Below are 14,079 nucleotides of genomic sequence, written 5' to 3'. Positions count from 1 at the left end.
GGCCGGGGCCCGGGCTGATCGGTCCCGACCCCCGACCCCCGATGCCCGACCCTCGATCCCCGGTCGACCGTCCGACGTCCGTCGACGGTCGACCGGGCCCTCAGCCCTCGTGCCGGCGCAGCCGGGCGGCCGCGAAGCCGACGACCCCGACCAGGGCCGGCGCGGCCAGGTCGGACCAGGTGAGCGGCACCGTGTCGAGCACATCGCGCAGGAAGGGCAGGTAGAGGGCCGCCGCCGCGAGCCCGGCGGAGGCGAGGACGGCGAGCGGGAGGAAGAGGTTCGCGCGGGTCAGCAGCCGCTCGCGCAGGCCCAGCACGACCCCGAGCTGGGCGGTCAGCAGAGCGAGGAACAGCACGCTCTGCCAGGGACGGTCGCCGTCCCGGGCCCAGAGCGCCGCGCCGAGCGAGGCCGCCGCGACGACGAGGCCCAGCCACAGCACCCGCTGCCACACGCCGGAGCCGAGGATGTGCTGGTCCGGCGGGCGCGGCGGCCGGGCCATCGCACCGGGGGAGACCGGCTCCGCGCCCATGGCCACGCCGGTGAGGCCGTGGGTGAGCAGGTTGATCCAGAGGATCTGGCCCGCGCGCAGCGGCAGCGCGAGGCCGAACAGCGGGCCGGCCAGCATCACCAGGATCTCGGCCCCGCCGCCGGACAGGCCGAAGACCAGGAAACGGCGGATGTTGTCGTAGACCCGGCGGCCCTCCTCCACCGCGCCGACCACGGTGGCGAGTTCGTCGTCGGCGAGGACCAGGTCGGCGGCCTGGCGGGCGACCTCGGTGCCGCGCCGGCCCATCGCCACGCCGATGTCCGCCCGCCGCAGGGCCGGGCCGTCGTTGACGCCGTCGCCGGTCATCGCGGTGACGGCGCCCCTGTTGCGCCAGGCCTGGACGATGTCGAGCTTCTGCCGGGGGTCGGTCCGGGCGAACACCCGGGCGCGGGTCGGGTCGGTGACCGCGCCGGTGGCGAGGTCCCGCCCGGTCACCACCGCCTCGGGTCCGGCGGAGGCCTCCAGCAGGCCGACCCGGACGGCCAGGGCGCGGGCGGTGGCCGGGTGGTCCCCGGTGATCAGCACGGGCAGGACGCCGGCGCGGCGGCAGGCGGCCAGGGTGGCGGCCGCGGCGGGTTTGGGCGGGTCGGCCATCGCGGTGAGGCCGAGCAGACGCAGGCCGTGCTCGGCGTCCTCCGGCGGGTCGGGCAGCCGGTCGGCGTCCCGCTGCGCCACGGCGAGCACCCGGAAGCCCTCGGCGGCGAGTGCCGAGGCCGCCCGCCGGGTCCGTTCCAGCAGCCGGGTCGGCTCGGCCAGGACGAGCGGGTCCAGGACGGCCTCCGGGGCGCCCTTGAGGCAGACCAGCAGGGTGCCGTCGGGCCTGCGATGGACGGTGCTCATCCGCTTGCGGGCGCTGTCGAACGGTACCTCGGCGACCCGGGGGAGGGCCGTCCGCAGCTGCTCGTGGTCCAGTCCCGCCTTGCCGGCGGCGGTCAGCAGGGCGGCCTCGGTGGGATCGCCGAGCGCCCGCCACTCGGTGTCCCCGTCCGCCGGCGGGCGCAGCGCGGCGTCGTTGCACAGGACGGCGGCGGTGAGCAGGGCCTCGGTCTCCGCCGCCGGGGCCGCCCCGAGCCGGTCCCCGTCGAGCCGGTCCCCGTCGAGCCGGTCCCCGTCGAGCCGGTCCCCGTCGAGCCGGACCTCGCCGGCGGGCCCGTAGCCGAGGCCGGTCACCAGGGCCGTCGAGTGCGGGGTCCACAGCCGCTCGACCACCATCCGGCCCTCGGTGAGGGTGCCGGTCTTGTCCGTGGCCAGCACGGTGACCGAGCCGAGCGTCTCCACCGCCGGCAGCCGCCGGACCACGGCGCGGCGGGCGGCCATCCGGCGCGCGCCGAGGGCGAGCGCGAGCGTGACGACCGCGGGCAGCGACTCCGGCACGGCGGCGACCGCGAGGCTGATCGCCGTCACCGCCATCTCGCCCGGCGGCTGGTCGCGGAGCAGACCGAGGACGAAGACCAGCACGCACAGACCGACGGCCACGGCCGCCAGCACCCGGCCGAGTCCGGCCAGCCGCCGCTGGAGCGGGGTGGGCTCGGGCCGGGGCCGCAGCAGCGCGGCGATCCGTCCGAGCGCGCTGTCCGCGCCGGTGGCGGTGACCGCGGCCAGGGCCCGGCCGCGCAGGACGACCGTCCCCGCCCACAGCTCCCCGCCGGCGGGCGCGCCGCCATCGTGCCCCGCGCCGGCGGGCTGCTTGGCCACCGGCAGGGACTCGCCGGTCAGCATCGACTCGTCGAGCAGCAGCGCCGCGGCCTCCAGGATCCGGGCATCGGCCGGCACGATGTCCCCCTCGGCGAGCGCCAGTACGTCGCCCGGGACGACCTCGGCCGAGGGCACCTTGCGCGGCTCCCCGTCGCGCACCACCCGGGCGGCGGGGGCGGAGAGCCGGGACAGCGCCGCCACGGCGCTCTCCGCCCGGACCTCCTGGACCACGCCCACGGTGGTGTTCACCACGATCACCAGCGCGATGACCACCGCGTCCGGGTGATCGCCGATGGCCAGCGTCAGCGCGACGGCCGCGATCAGCACCGTGATCAGGGGGTCGCGCAACTGGGCGGCCACCCGGGACCGCAGCGGCACCCGGCGGTCGGCGGCGACCTCGTTGCGGCCGTGCTCGGCGAGCAGCGCCGCGGCCTCGGCGCCGGTCAGCCCACGGGCGCGGGTGCCGGGCGCGGCGGTCACGGTCGAGGCCCGTCGGCCGGCGAGGAGCGCACGGCGACGCGGTCCCCCAGGACGGTTTCCACGGCGGCCTCCCTGGCTCGGTGCGGGGCCGGGGCGGGCCCGGTCGTCCGTACCTCCATGGCACCACCGAACGCGCGCCCCGGCAGCGGCGGACCGGCCGGGGACGACGACAGCGGTGGGGCGGTCGCGGACAGTAAACCGGCCCACATCGGCATCAATCACCCCGCGCTGGGTACCAACACCAACGGAGCGGCCGTGGGCGGACCACCGCCGGCCGTTCCCGCTGTCCTGGAGCACCACCGTGTCCGTTCCGACACTCCGCGTCGGCCCCCGCGCCGGCCCTCCGCACTCCCCGTCGACCGCTCCCCGCACCCGGCCGGACGGGTCGGTGCCGCGCGGCCTGCCGCCGGATCTGCCCCCGCGCCCCACCGAGGCGCAGCTGCGGGCCATGGGCAAGACCGAGGCCCGGGAACTCAGCGACGCGCTCTTCGGGCGGCTCGGCGGTCTGCCCCGTGAGACGCACACCCACAGCTACGTCCGCGGCACCATCATCGAACTCAACATGCCGCTGGTGCGCTTCATCGCCGGCCGCTTCCGCCACCGCCCGGAGGACATGGACGACATCCTCCAGGTCGGCACCGTCGGCCTGATCAAGGCGGTGGACGGCTACGATCCGGGGCGCGGGGTCGAGTTCGTCACCTACGCCATTCCCACCATCGCCGGCGAGATCAAGCGGTTCTTCCGGGACACCTCCTGGCCGGTCCGCGTCCCGCGCCGGATGCAGGAGTCCTACCTGACCGTCGCCCGCGGCTCGGACCGGCTGGAGCAGCGGCTCGGCCGGCTCCCGCACCCCGAGGAGATCGCCGAGGAACTGCACCTCACCGTCGACGAGGTCGTCGAGGGACTGGTCGCCGGCCGGGTCTACCGGTCCGACTCGCTGGACGCGCTGCGCGAGCAGGACGCCGACGAGACCGGCAGCGCGCTGGTGGACCGGCTCGGCTCCTGCGACCCCGGCATCGAGCTGGCCGAGTTCCGCACCGCCGTCCGGCCCCTGCTCGGGCGGCTGCCGCGCCGCGAGCAGGTGGTGCTCGAGCTGCGCTTCTGGGAGGACCGGACGCAGTCCGAGATCGCCGAGCGGATCGGCGTCTCGCAGATGCACGTCTCGCGGCTGCTCTCCGCCACCCTCGCCCACCTGCGCGAGCAGTTGGAGGACCGGGCGGCGGACGGCGGCGCGGACGGCCCGCCCGGGCCGAGCTGACCACCGGTTCCGCGAACGCACCGAAGGAGGCGCCATGACCCGCAGCCGGCCCCGACCCCCGGACGCCTGGCCCGCCCCGGAGGAAGGCGCCGCGTTCACCGTCCACGCCCGGCCGTGGGCCCACGGCACCGTCCTCGCCCTGCGCGGCGAACTCGACCTGGACTCCGCCGCCGTGCTGCGCCGGGCCCTGGACCGCGCGCTCGCCGTCCCCGGCACGGTCGTCGTGATCGACTGCCGCGACCTGGCGTTCTGCGACTCCACCGGCGTCAGCACCCTGCTGGAGGCCGCGGGCCGCGCGGGCGCCCGGGGCAGCCGGATCGAACTCGCCCGCCCCCGGCCGCTGGTCCGCCGCGTCCTCGAACTCACCGGTGCCGGTGACGCCTTCCCCGTCCACGACACCGTGCCGCCGTGACCCTCCGGTGCGACGGCCTCGCGGTGTCGCTCCCGCCCGGTCGGCACGCCCTCGCGCATCCTTTCTCCTGACGGTCGGTCGGCGGGTATCGAGGGTGCGGAGGGCGCATGGACGGGCAACGCGGAACGGCGGGGCGGCGACGGTTCCTCGGGCTGACGCTCGCCGCCGCGGCGGCGGCCGGGGCCTGCACACGCTCGCCCACCGCCGCACCCCCCTCCGCCCCCTCCGCCCCCTCCGCCCCCTCCGCCCCCTCCGCGCCATCCGCGCCGTCCTCCTCGCCCGCCGCCGCCGAGAACGCCCTGCCCGGCAACGCCGACTGGCGGATCACCGCCGCCGGCCCGCCGGACGCCGTCGAGGGCTACACCGCGCAGGCCAGCGCGCTGCCCGGCGAACGCGTGCGCCTGCACGTGTCCACCACCGCCCCCGGCTTCCGCGTCAGCGCCTACCGCATGGGCTGGTACGGCGGTGCGCGCGCCCGCCTGGTCTGGCGCTCCGGGCCGGTGCCGGGAACCGGTCAACCGCGCGCCGCCGTCGACCCCGTCACCCGCACGGTGACCACCGCCTGGCAGCCGTCCACCGAGCTGGACACCACCGGCTGGCCGCCCGGCAGCTACCTGCTGCGCCTGGACGCCGACGGCGGCGCGGGCCAGCGCTACGTGCCGCTGACGATCCGCTCGGCGAGCACCGCCGGCACCGTCGTGATCGTCAACGCGGTCGGCACCTGGCAGGCGTACAACCAGTGGGGCGGCCACGACCTGTACGACGGCCCGTCCGGTGGGCTGGCCACCCGGTCGCTGGAGGTGAGCTTCGACCGGCCCTACCTGGACTACGACGGCGCGGGCCTGTTCCTCGTCTACGAGGCGCCGCTGGTCGCGCTCGCCGAACGGCTCGGCCTGCCGCTCTCCTTCCTCACCGGGGTGGACGTGCACCGCCGCCCCGGGGTCCTCGACGGCGCGCACGCCGTCCTGTCGCCGGGCCATGACGAATACTGGTCGCCCGAGCAGCGCGCGGCGGTCACCGCGGCCCGCGACGCCGGCACCAACCTGGCCGTCCTCGGTGCCAACTGCTGCTACCGGCGGGTGCGCTACCAGCCGTCCCCGCTCGGCGAGGACCGCGTCATGGCCTGCTGGAAGGGCGACTGGGCCAGGGACCCCGGCTACCTGGCCGGCGGCCCGGCCACCACCGACTACCGCCTCGCCCCCGGCGCCGACCCCGAGAGCTCCCTGCTCGGCCTGCTGTACGACGGCTACCCCGTCGACGCGCCGTACGTCGTCACCTCGCCCGGCCACTGGGTGTTCGCCGGCACCGGCGTGGCGGCGGGCGACTCCTTCGAGCACCTGGTGGGCGTCGAGTACGACACCGTCGACGCCGCCCGTTCCTTCCCCCGCCCGCTGGAGATCGTCTCCCACTCGCCCGTGGTCTGCGACGGCCGCCGCGCCCACGCCGACACCGCGTACTACACCCACCCCTCCGGCGCCGCCGTGTTCGCCAGCGGCACCATGCGCTGGGTCGAGTCACTGGACGCCGAGGGCCCGGCCACCCCCGGCGTCAACCACGGCCTGGACGGACGCACCGGCGCGATGACCCGCCAGGTCACCGAGAACGTGCTGCGGGCCTTCGCCGCCGGCCCGGCCGCCGCCGCCCGCCCGGCCCGGGACAACGTGCGCGGCATCTACCCGGGCTGAGCCACCGCCCCCCGAACCGGGCCCAGCGCGTCCACTCGGCTGCTCCACGTCGCGTCGTCGTGACGGTCCGTCGCCGCCTGGGCATACTGTGCGCACGTGACCGGGAGGTGGCCATGTCCATGGTGGACGTCGCGGAGCTGCGGCGGCTGGTCGCCGAACATGACGCCCTGGCCGGGGACCGGTCGTCCGACGCGCGGCAGCGGCTGCGGGACATCGGCTACACCATCGGCGTCTACACCGGGGAGGCGGACGCGGCCCGCGCGATGGCCCGGGCCAGGGAACTGCTCGACTCCGGCCCCGACGGCCCCGACGGCCCCGACGGCCCCGACGGGCACGACGGGCGGCCCTCCGGCGAGCCGGGCGGAGGGGCGGCGACGGCCGAGGCGTTCCCGGAGAGCCTCCTGGCGACGCTCGGCGACCTGGCCGCCCGCGAACACGGCCGGTCGCGGTCGTTCTCGACCCTGGGCGACGTGCTCCACCTCGCCCGGGTGGCCGTACCCGACTGCGTCGGAGCGGCGGTGAGCACCTGGCACGACGAGGGGTCCGTGCACACCCTGGCGGCGGGATCGCCGCAGCTGCTGGCACTCGAACGGGCGCAGGCCGAGGCCGGGGCGGGGCCGCTGTCACGGATCCGCGCCCAGGGGGAGGGGCAGGTCGTGCTGCGGATCGAACCGGGACGGCCCGGGCGGTTCACCGACCGGGCACGGCGTTGCGGCGTCCGTACGGTGGTCGCGGCCCACCTGCGCACCCACCCGCACGGGTGCACCGCCTTCAGCGCCTACCTGCGCTCCCCGGAGGAGCCCGGGCCGCCGGTCCTGCGGCTGGTCGCGGCGTTGGCGCTGCAGTCCTCGATCGCCCTGGACCGCTCGACGCTGGCCCGTACGGTGGCCGACCTGCTGGACCGGCGCCACAGCACGGGGCTGGCGATGGGCGTGGTGATGGAGCGCTACGGGGTGGCGCCGCACACCGCGCTGATGCTGCTCGCCCAACTGGCCCAACGGCTGGACACCGACCTCGGCACGGTGGCCCGCCGCCTGGCCCACCGGGACCGCCCGGGCGCCCGCCCGGCCCCGGAGCCGGGCTGATCCGCGGCTCCGAGGTGCGGTCCGGCCCGCCGCGCGGACAATCGACAGGCGGGGGCCGAACCCGAGGAGGCGGGCCATGACCGACCCGAACCGCCGCTACGCGGTGACCCTGCCGGTCACGACCGGGGGACACGCGCCACAAGCCGTGGTCGTCGTCCACCGCACCGACACCCGGGGGCCGGGCGGAAGACCCGTGTGGGCGAGCGCCGACGGCGGCCTCCGGGTGGAGATCGCCGGCCAGGTGGCCACCGTCCTGACCGCGCCCGCCGGGAGCGCCCGGCATCCCTGCCTGGACGCCGTGCCGCTGCCCTGAGCGCGCGTGCGCACCGTCGCGGGGGCGTGCACCGCGCGGTGCACGCCCCCACCGCACCGTCAGCGGACGGCGGCCGCCATGGTCTCGCGCACCGTGACCAGGCACGGATCGCAGTAGCGGTCCGGCACCCCGGCGGGCGCGTCCAGACCGTTCGGGACCACGCGGCGGGACAGCTCCAGCAGCTGCCCGCAGAGCGCCGTCGACGCGTCGTCCTTCGACACCACGTGCCACACCAGGCCCGACGGCTCCACCGCCGGATCGGACTCGGCCCACATCTCGTACACGACTGCCTCCCGGAGCAGGGGATCGGGCTTCCCATGCAATCCCGGGCGGCGCCGGTCGGCCACCGGGTGGCACCCACTGGGACGGTTCTCCGGCGGTCGACCCGCCCGATCCGCTTCGGCCCCCGCCCGGGCCGGCGGCCCTGGCCCGCAGCCGGGGCCGGGACGGTTGCCCCGCCGCCGCCCGGGTAGGCGCCGGTCGTGGACCACTACGAACCCCCGGTGGGCGGCGGACCCGGCGCGGACGACGCGGCCGGGTACGACCTGTGCGACCACTGCGGCCAGGTCGTCCCGCGCGAGGAACTGCTCGGCGCGCTCGTTCCCGACTCCTCCGCCGTCCACGTCTCGGAGCCCGGACTCGACGGCCGGCGGCTCGTCACCGCCTGCTCGGCCGAACACCTCGCCGCGCTGATCGCGGTCTACCGCAACCGCCCGTTCGTCCCGGAGGAGCAGTGGGCGGCCAAGGTCTGCCGAGCCCTGGCCAGGTGCGAGGAGCCGGTGCCGCTCGGCGTGGTCGCCGAGCTCAGCGGCCTCTCCGAGCAGCAGGCGCAGCGCGGGGTGGACTGGCACAACGCCCGGGCCCGCGAGTGGCGCGCCCGTTACGGGGGCGGCGGCGACCCCGGTGCGAACGGCTGACGGCTGACGGCTGACGGCTGACGACGGGCGACGGGCGACGGGCGGCGGTCGCCGCCGCGTCCTCGTCCACTTGGGCAACTCCGGTTGACTATCTCCGTTAGTCAACTAGAGTTGCCTATATGCCCGCCGCAGAGAACACCCTTCCTCCGGAGCCCGCCGACAGCCTGGCGGCCGTCGTGGCGCTGCGGCGTCTCGCCGATCAACTGGAGAACGCCGCCGTCGAGCAGGCGATGCGGGCGGGCTGGAGCTGGCCGCAGGTGTCCGAGGCGCTCGGGGTCACCCGCCAGGCCGTCCACAAGAAGCACGCCAAGCGGCTCATCGCCGCCGGGGTCGAACTGAGGAGGCGCGCGGATTGAGCGCGTTCGACAAGTACCTGCACGCCGTCATCCTGCGGGCGACGGACGAGGCCCGCGCGGACGGGTCGTCGACGGTGGACGCCCAGCACCTCCTGCTGTCGCTGGCGGCCGATCAGGGCTCCACCGCGCAGCGGCTGCTGGCCTCGGCCGGGCTCGACCGTGGCGCCGTCCGCACGGCGCTGGACCGGGAGTTCGAGCACAGCCTGAGCCTGGTCGGCGTGGCTCCGGCCGCGCGCGACCTCCCGGCCGCGAGCCCCGCCATCCAGGACCCCGCACTGGGCGCGTCCGCCAAGCTGGCGCTGGAGCGGAGCTTCGCCACCGCCCGCAAGAAGGACCTGCGGTCGGCGCACCTGCTGCTCGGGATCCTGGAGGCCCGCATCGGCACCGTGCCGCGCACGCTCGCCCTGGCCGGCGTGGACCGGGCCGAACTGGCGCAGCGCGCCGGGCGGGCGCTCGAAGGCGGGGAGCGGTGAGCGCGGTGTCCGCGCCGGCCTGGGTCGCCGAGCGCCACGAGGCCGCCCGGCGCCTCCTCGACCGGGCCGTGACGGAGGGCGGTCTGCCGGGCATCCTCGCCGAGGTCCGCGACGGCGACCGGTCGTGGTTCGCCGCGGCCGGAGCGGCCGACACCGGGACGGGTCGCCGCCGCTCGGCGCAGGACCGGTTCCGTGTGGGCAGCATCAGCAAGACGTTCGTGGCGACAGTGGTGCTGCGGCTGGCCGCCGAGGGTCGGCTGCGCCTGGACGACCCGGTGCAGCGGTGGCTCCCCGGGGTGGTCGACGGCCACGGGCACGACGGTTCCGCGGTGAGCATCAGGATGCTGCTCAACCACACCAGCGGGATCTTCAACTACACCGACGACCGGGAAGAGCTGAACCGCCACCCCACCCACTCCCCGCGGTCACTGGTGCGGACCGCGATGGCCCGTCCGCCCGTCTTCGCACCGGGCTCGGGGTGGGCGTACTCCAACACCAACTACGTGCTCGCCGGCATGATCGTCGAACGGGTCACCGGCCGCGGACTCGCCGAGGAGATCGACGAGCGGATCGCGCGCCCGCTCGGCCTGACCGGCACCTACCTGCCGCAGGGCGACGACCCGACGATCCGCGGGCCGCACTCCCGGCACTACACCAAGCTGTTCCTGACCGACCCCGGCGCCCCGGTCCACGACGCCACCGAGCTCGACCCCTCCGTCTTCTGGGCGGCCGGCGGCATGGTCTCCACCGCCGGGGACCTCAACCGCTTCCTCGGCGCCCTGCTGGGCGGACGGCTCCTGCCACCCGACCGGCTGCGCGAGATGCTGACCACCGTGCCCACCCGCGACTGGATCCCCGGCGCCGCCTACGGCCTCGGCGTGTCCTCGGTGGCACTGCCCTGCGGGGAGACGGTCTGGGGCATGGGCGGCGCGCTGTTCGGATCGTGGTCCTACGCGTACGGGGCCCGCGACGGCGGACGGCTGGTCGCCGTCAATACCAACGGCGACTGGACCGACGGCGGCTGGGACGACCCGATCGGTGTCTTCACCGATCTGCTCCGGGCGGAGTTCTGCCGCCCGAGCGGCGTCTGAGGTCCCTCGCCCGGGGCGCCCGCCCCTGGCGTCAGCCGGACGGGTGGGCGGAGGCGGTCAGCCGGGCCAGGTCGTCGACCACCGCCTGCGGGCGCCCGCGCAGCCGCAGGGACCGGCGCTGGCGGTCGGCGCCGCTGCCCAGCCGGCGCAGCCGGTCCAGCCCGGCCTCGACGGCGGCCAGGTCGCCGGCGGCGGACAGCCCCGGCGCGGCCCGCTCCAGCAGTCGGTCCACCAGGGCGGGCATGGCCACCGGCCACCCGGTGAACGGGTCGATGCCCTCACCGACCGGGCCGGTCTGCGCGGCCCTGCGGTGGGCGGCGGCCAGCCGGCCGTGCGGCACGGCGGGCGGGGGCAGTCCGGCCCGGGCCTCGTCGAGCAGGACGGCGCCCAGACCGCGCAGCAGCCCGGCCAGCAGCACCACCGTCCCCAGGTCGGCGTTCGCGTCGGCGACCCGCACCTCCAGCGTCGGCAGGTGCTCGGACGGCCGGGTGTACCAGTAGATCATCCGACGGTCGAGCAGCGTGCCGCGCGCGACCAGGGCGTCCGCGCGCCGCTCGTAGCCCCGCTCGTCCACCAGCGGCGCCGCACCCACGGTGGGCCAGCGCGACCAGCGCACGTCCCGCCAGCTGGCGAACCCGCTGTCCCGGCCCCCGTCGAACGGCGAGTTGACCGCGAGCGCCTGCAGCACCGGCAGCCAGGGCCGCAGCCGGTTTCCGAGGGCCAGCGCCAGGGCGCGTTCGAGCGTGCCCAGGTGGATGTGGCAGCCGCACAGCGCCCCGCGGTAGCCGTCGGTCGCCGCCGGGTAGCGGCTCGCCATCGAGCGGTAGCGCGGGTTGTCGGTGAGCAACGCCGGCCCCGGCCCGACCAGCACCGGCGTCCCGCCGGCGACCAGCAGGCAGTCCGCGTCGGCGGCTGCCGCCACCAGGACGGCGCGCAGCCGGGCGAGGTCGTCGGCCAGCTCCTTGAGCCGCAGGGCGGGGCGGGAGGAGGTCTCCACCTGCACCTGGAAGATCTCCGGCTGCACCTGGTCGTCCAGCACCGCGGCCGCCGCCGCGAGTACCTGGGGCCCACGCGCGAGCGGCAGCCGGGTGCGGCGGTCGACCAGCAGGAACTCCTCCTCCACGCCGACGGTGGGCACCCTCCGGGGGGTCGGGTGCGCGGTCACGGCCGGCACCCCGGCGCCCCGCGGGCGGGCGCGGGCGGGTCGTGGTGGCCGAGGTGTCGCGCGGCCCACGGGCGCGGGCCGCGCCCGCCGTCGGCCGGTCTCCACGGCCTCGGCCGGACGCGGTCCTCGGCGGACGGTGGCCCGTCCGCCGGCCGCGCCGGTGGGATCCTCCGGTGGGCGATGGCCGGGCCCACCTGGACGACAGTGCCCCGGTCACGGGGCAGCATCCGGTGCAGCGCGGCTCGGGTGCCGTTCACACACCCAAGGTAGGTGAGCTCCGCGACCCGGCGAAACTCGGCGGCGGCGGCGTCCGCGAACGGCGTGACGACCCCCGCGAAGGCGCCGTCAAGCCGTCCGTGAACCGGGCCGAACCCCTCTTCGGCACGGGCTGCGACGCCCTCGCACGCCTCGGGGGCGGCGCCGTCCACCGGTACGCCATCCGGTCCGGCCCCGGCGACGGCGACGGTGACGACTGCGGTGCGTGACGACAGATCGCTGCGGGTTGTCATGCTGGGCGTCTTGCCGAAGGCGCGGCCGTGAAACGTGCGGGCGCGGGTGTCACCGTGCCCCGGCCGCTCAGCCCCTCGGCGGGCGCTTGTCCCGGCCGTCCCGGTGGCGCAGGTGGAGCATCGGCAGGAGCAGCCAGCAGACCGCGAAGTAGGCCATCACCGCGCCCGTGATCCAGCCGGCCGCGGCGCCGCCGACCGCCTCCCGCAGCAGCAGGAGCAGCGCCGAGCCGATGGTGAGCGCCAGCAGCACCAGTCCGACCCCGACCAGCCGCGCGGCGGCGTCGACCAGCTGCGGCTTCAGCCGGCGCCCGGACAGGAGGCGGTGGTAGGCGGCCGGCGCGGTGAGCGAACCGGTGGCGAGCGCGCCCAGGACCACGGTGGCGACGTAGAGATTCCGGTCGAACTGGTCCAATTGGGCGAAGCGCGGCATGAAGACGACGCTCAGCAGGAAGCCGAACAGGACCTGGGAGCCGGTCTGCGCGACCCGCACCTCCTGGAGCAGATCGGTCCAGCGGCGGTCCGCGCGCTCCTCCGGCGTCTCCTGCCGCCCGGTCCGGTGCGGGCCGGTGTCGTCCGGCCCGGTCGCTCCCGCCGCCATCCGGCCCCTCTCCGTCCCGTCCGCCGCGCCCCTCCCGCGCGTTCCGTGCCCCCCTTCCGGATCATCCTCCGCCTGGGCACGCCGCGCGTGTAGCCGGGCCGTAGCAGGGCAGACGCGGGCCGTGGACGAGACGACCCGGAGACCCGGCGCCACGGGGGAGGGGCCGGGCACCGTGCGGCGGGAGCCCCCGCAGGCCCACCGGCCGGATGGGCCGCGGGCCAGGGCGTGCCGCGCCGGACCGGTACGGATCGTCGCCGTCGGCGGAAAACGCGACCACGACTCCGCGGACGGGCTGCGCACCGCGCTCGCCGGACCGGGGGAGCGGGGCCCGGACCGGATCCTGGTCGACCTCGCCGAACGGGGCTTCTGCGACTCCACCGGCCTGAACGTTCTGCTGCGGGCCCGGCAGGAGGCCGAACGGGCGGGCGTCCGGCCGGAGCTTGCCGGTCCGCGTCCCGCCGTCGTCCGCCACTTCGCCGTCACCGGGGCGGACAGCGTGCTGCGGGTCCATCCCGGCGTCGCCCTCGTGCCGCGGCCGGGCGGTGGGCCGGCCGGTCCGCCTGATCCGGCCGGGACGTGACAGCCGTGGCCGGCGGCCCCGAGCCCACCGCGGCGCCGGACGCGGACGAGACCCGGCGGCTGCCGCTGGGCGGTAGCGCGGGCGCCGTGCAACGGTCACGGGACTTCAGCCGCCAGGCCCTGCTCGACTGGCACTGGCTGGCGGTGGACGGCGAGCACTGGCCCGACGACGAGCAGCTGGCCGTCTTCGAGGACGTCCTGCTGATGGTCTCCGAACTCGTCACCAACGCCTGCCTGCACGCGCCCGGCGGCCCCCGCGAACTGCGGCTGCGCTGGGACACGGTCCGGCTGCGGGTCGAGGTCAGCGACGCCAGCCCGGTGCCGCCACGGCTGCGCCCGCCCGCCGACCCGGGACAGCCGGGCGGGCACGGGCTGCGGGTGGTCGACCGGCTCGCCCGCGCCTGGGGCTCGCGGCCCGAGGGAGCGGGCAAGTCGGTCTGGCTGGAGGTGGCGTCACCGCTGGACCGCTGCGGGCCGGCGGGCTGAGCCGCGCTCCGGGCCGCGCTCCGGGCCGTACTCCGGTCCGCCGGGGGCCGCTCAGCGTGCCGGTCGCGGCGCGGTCGGCGGGCCCGGGTCGGGGTCCGGTGGCGGGAACGGCGGCACCGGGGGCGGCGCCGGATCGGGCTCGGGCCCCGGCACGGGATTCGGGTGTGGGTGCGGGTGCGGGAACGGCTCGGTGTCCGGATGCCCGGGCGGCGGAACGGTAGGAACGGTCATGTCACACCTCACGGTCCTCGTGGGCTCCGGCCTCGGCCTCGGCCTCGGCCTCGGCCTCGGCCGAGCGCGGGCGCCGGCTCGCGCCGGTTCGTCGTCGACGCCCCTCGCCGCCGCGCTGCCCGGCCTCGCCGCCCGCGTCTACCCCGCCACCGCCCGGCAAACCCCGCCCGGCCCACCGCACCGCGCGGACTCCCCGCAT

The 14,079-nt window shown here is 76.9% G+C and carries 16 protein-coding genes; 11 read left to right on the top strand and 5 right to left on the bottom strand.

All coding sequences use genetic code 11. The features are described 5' to 3' along the window. Window positions 1–100: 100 nt before the first annotated feature. Complete coding sequence (locus tag ACFVUH_RS20815) at window positions 101–2,722, bottom strand: cation-translocating P-type ATPase (RefSeq protein ID WP_387914819.1); 2,622 nt, start codon at window positions 2,720–2,722, stop codon at window positions 101–103. Window positions 2,723–3,023: 301 nt separating this feature from the next. Here ACFVUH_RS20815 and ACFVUH_RS20810 point away from each other — a divergent pair, with 301 nt between their 5' ends. From ACFVUH_RS20810 to ACFVUH_RS20790, 5 genes are all read left to right on the top strand, one after another. After that, complete coding sequence (locus tag ACFVUH_RS20810; RefSeq protein WP_387914818.1) at window positions 3,024–3,980, top strand: SigB/SigF/SigG family RNA polymerase sigma factor; 957 nt, start codon at window positions 3,024–3,026, stop codon at window positions 3,978–3,980. A 34-nt stretch (window positions 3,981–4,014) separates the two neighbouring features. Next, the gene (locus tag ACFVUH_RS20805; RefSeq protein WP_387914817.1) at window positions 4,015–4,392 is read left to right on the top strand and encodes an STAS domain-containing protein; all 378 of its coding nucleotides are present in this window, start codon (window positions 4,015–4,017) and stop codon (window positions 4,390–4,392) included. A gap of 107 nt (window positions 4,393–4,499) precedes the next feature. Continuing rightward, entirely contained in the window at window positions 4,500–6,077 is a 1,578-nt protein-coding gene (locus ACFVUH_RS20800) for a N,N-dimethylformamidase beta subunit family domain-containing protein (protein ID WP_387914816.1), read from the top strand. Window positions 6,078–6,190: 113 nt separating this feature from the next. Further along, a complete protein-coding gene (locus tag ACFVUH_RS20795; protein WP_387914815.1) occupies window positions 6,191–7,162 on the top strand; it encodes an ANTAR domain-containing protein in 972 nt (323 codons plus the stop codon). Between the two features lie 76 nt (window positions 7,163–7,238). Continuing rightward, complete coding sequence (locus tag ACFVUH_RS20790) at window positions 7,239–7,475, top strand: DUF6296 family protein (protein ID WP_355368340.1); 237 nt, start codon at window positions 7,239–7,241, stop codon at window positions 7,473–7,475. Window positions 7,476–7,534: 59 nt separating this feature from the next. On the opposite strand, the gene ACFVUH_RS20785 is transcribed toward ACFVUH_RS20790, so the two are convergent. Beyond that, window positions 7,535–7,759: a hypothetical protein gene (locus ACFVUH_RS20785; protein WP_387914814.1), complete on the bottom strand. Its 225-nt coding sequence runs from the start codon at window positions 7,757–7,759 to the stop codon at window positions 7,535–7,537. Between the two features lie 198 nt (window positions 7,760–7,957). On the opposite strand from ACFVUH_RS20785, the gene ACFVUH_RS20780 reads away from it, so the two are divergent. From ACFVUH_RS20780 to ACFVUH_RS20765, 4 genes are all read left to right on the top strand, one after another. Further along, a complete protein-coding gene (locus ACFVUH_RS20780; RefSeq protein WP_355369392.1) occupies window positions 7,958–8,392 on the top strand; it encodes a hypothetical protein in 435 nt (144 codons plus the stop codon). A 119-nt stretch (window positions 8,393–8,511) separates the two neighbouring features. Further along, window positions 8,512–8,748 carry a hypothetical protein gene (locus ACFVUH_RS20775; protein ID WP_355369394.1) on the top strand — a complete coding sequence of 79 codons (237 nt, stop codon included), beginning with the start codon at window positions 8,512–8,514 and terminating at the stop codon, window positions 8,746–8,748. Beyond that, entirely contained in the window at window positions 8,745–9,221 is a 477-nt protein-coding gene (locus ACFVUH_RS20770) for a Clp protease N-terminal domain-containing protein (protein ID WP_387914813.1), read from the top strand. Before ACFVUH_RS20775 ends, ACFVUH_RS20770 begins: the two co-directional genes overlap by 4 nt. Further along, window positions 9,218–10,312 carry a serine hydrolase domain-containing protein gene (locus tag ACFVUH_RS20765; RefSeq protein ID WP_387914812.1) on the top strand — a complete coding sequence of 365 codons (1,095 nt, stop codon included), beginning with the start codon at window positions 9,218–9,220 and terminating at the stop codon, window positions 10,310–10,312. Before ACFVUH_RS20770 ends, ACFVUH_RS20765 begins: the two co-directional genes overlap by 4 nt. 31 nt (window positions 10,313–10,343) lie before the next feature. Here ACFVUH_RS20765 and ACFVUH_RS20760 read toward each other — a convergent pair whose 3' ends face one another. From ACFVUH_RS20760 to ACFVUH_RS20750, 3 genes are all read right to left on the bottom strand, one after another. Next, on the bottom strand, window positions 10,344–11,477 hold the full coding sequence (locus ACFVUH_RS20760; protein ID WP_387914811.1) for a YbdK family carboxylate-amine ligase: 1,134 nt from the start codon (window positions 11,475–11,477) through the stop codon (window positions 10,344–10,346). Then, on the bottom strand, window positions 11,474–11,986 hold the full coding sequence (locus ACFVUH_RS20755) for an SDR family NAD(P)-dependent oxidoreductase (protein ID WP_387914810.1): 513 nt from the start codon (window positions 11,984–11,986) through the stop codon (window positions 11,474–11,476). Before ACFVUH_RS20755 ends, ACFVUH_RS20760 begins: the two co-directional genes overlap by 4 nt. A 67-nt stretch (window positions 11,987–12,053) precedes the next feature. After that, a complete protein-coding gene (locus tag ACFVUH_RS20750; RefSeq protein ID WP_387914809.1) occupies window positions 12,054–12,584 on the bottom strand; it encodes a DUF6328 family protein in 531 nt (176 codons plus the stop codon). Window positions 12,585–12,705: 121 nt separating this feature from the next. Between ACFVUH_RS20750 and ACFVUH_RS20745 the strand changes: the two genes are divergently transcribed. Further along, a complete protein-coding gene (locus ACFVUH_RS20745; protein WP_387914808.1) occupies window positions 12,706–13,164 on the top strand; it encodes an STAS domain-containing protein in 459 nt (152 codons plus the stop codon). Next, on the top strand, window positions 13,161–13,649 hold the full coding sequence (locus tag ACFVUH_RS20740; protein ID WP_387914807.1) for an ATP-binding protein: 489 nt from the start codon (window positions 13,161–13,163) through the stop codon (window positions 13,647–13,649). The genes ACFVUH_RS20745 and ACFVUH_RS20740 overlap by 4 nt, the downstream gene beginning before the upstream one ends. Window positions 13,650–14,079 lie beyond the last annotated feature (430 nt).

The sequence above is a fragment of the Kitasatospora sp. NPDC058032 genome (assembly GCF_042885845.1).
GTDB lineage: Bacteria > Actinomycetota > Actinomycetes > Streptomycetales > Streptomycetaceae > Kitasatospora.
This window is presented reverse-complemented; position numbering and strand designations above follow the sequence as displayed.

What these genes read in the sequence shown, in the direction of transcription:
- ACFVUH_RS20800 (WP_387914816.1), top strand. Translation starts at nt 4,500, where the DNA reads ATGGACGGGCAACGCGGAACGGCGGGGCGGCGACGGTTCCTCGGGCTG.
- ACFVUH_RS20750 (WP_387914809.1), bottom strand. Translation starts at nt 12,584, where the DNA reads ATGGCGGCGGGAGCGACCGGGCCGGACGACACCGGCCCGCACCGGACC.
- ACFVUH_RS20755 (WP_387914810.1), bottom strand. Translation starts at nt 11,986, where the DNA reads ATGACAACCCGCAGCGATCTGTCGTCACGCACCGCAGTCGTCACCGTC.
- ACFVUH_RS20790 (WP_355368340.1), top strand. Translation starts at nt 7,239, where the DNA reads ATGACCGACCCGAACCGCCGCTACGCGGTGACCCTGCCGGTCACGACC.
- ACFVUH_RS20795 (WP_387914815.1), top strand. Translation starts at nt 6,191, where the DNA reads ATGTCCATGGTGGACGTCGCGGAGCTGCGGCGGCTGGTCGCCGAACAT.
- ACFVUH_RS20775 (WP_355369394.1), top strand. Translation starts at nt 8,512, where the DNA reads ATGCCCGCCGCAGAGAACACCCTTCCTCCGGAGCCCGCCGACAGCCTG.
- ACFVUH_RS20805 (WP_387914817.1), top strand. Translation starts at nt 4,015, where the DNA reads ATGACCCGCAGCCGGCCCCGACCCCCGGACGCCTGGCCCGCCCCGGAG.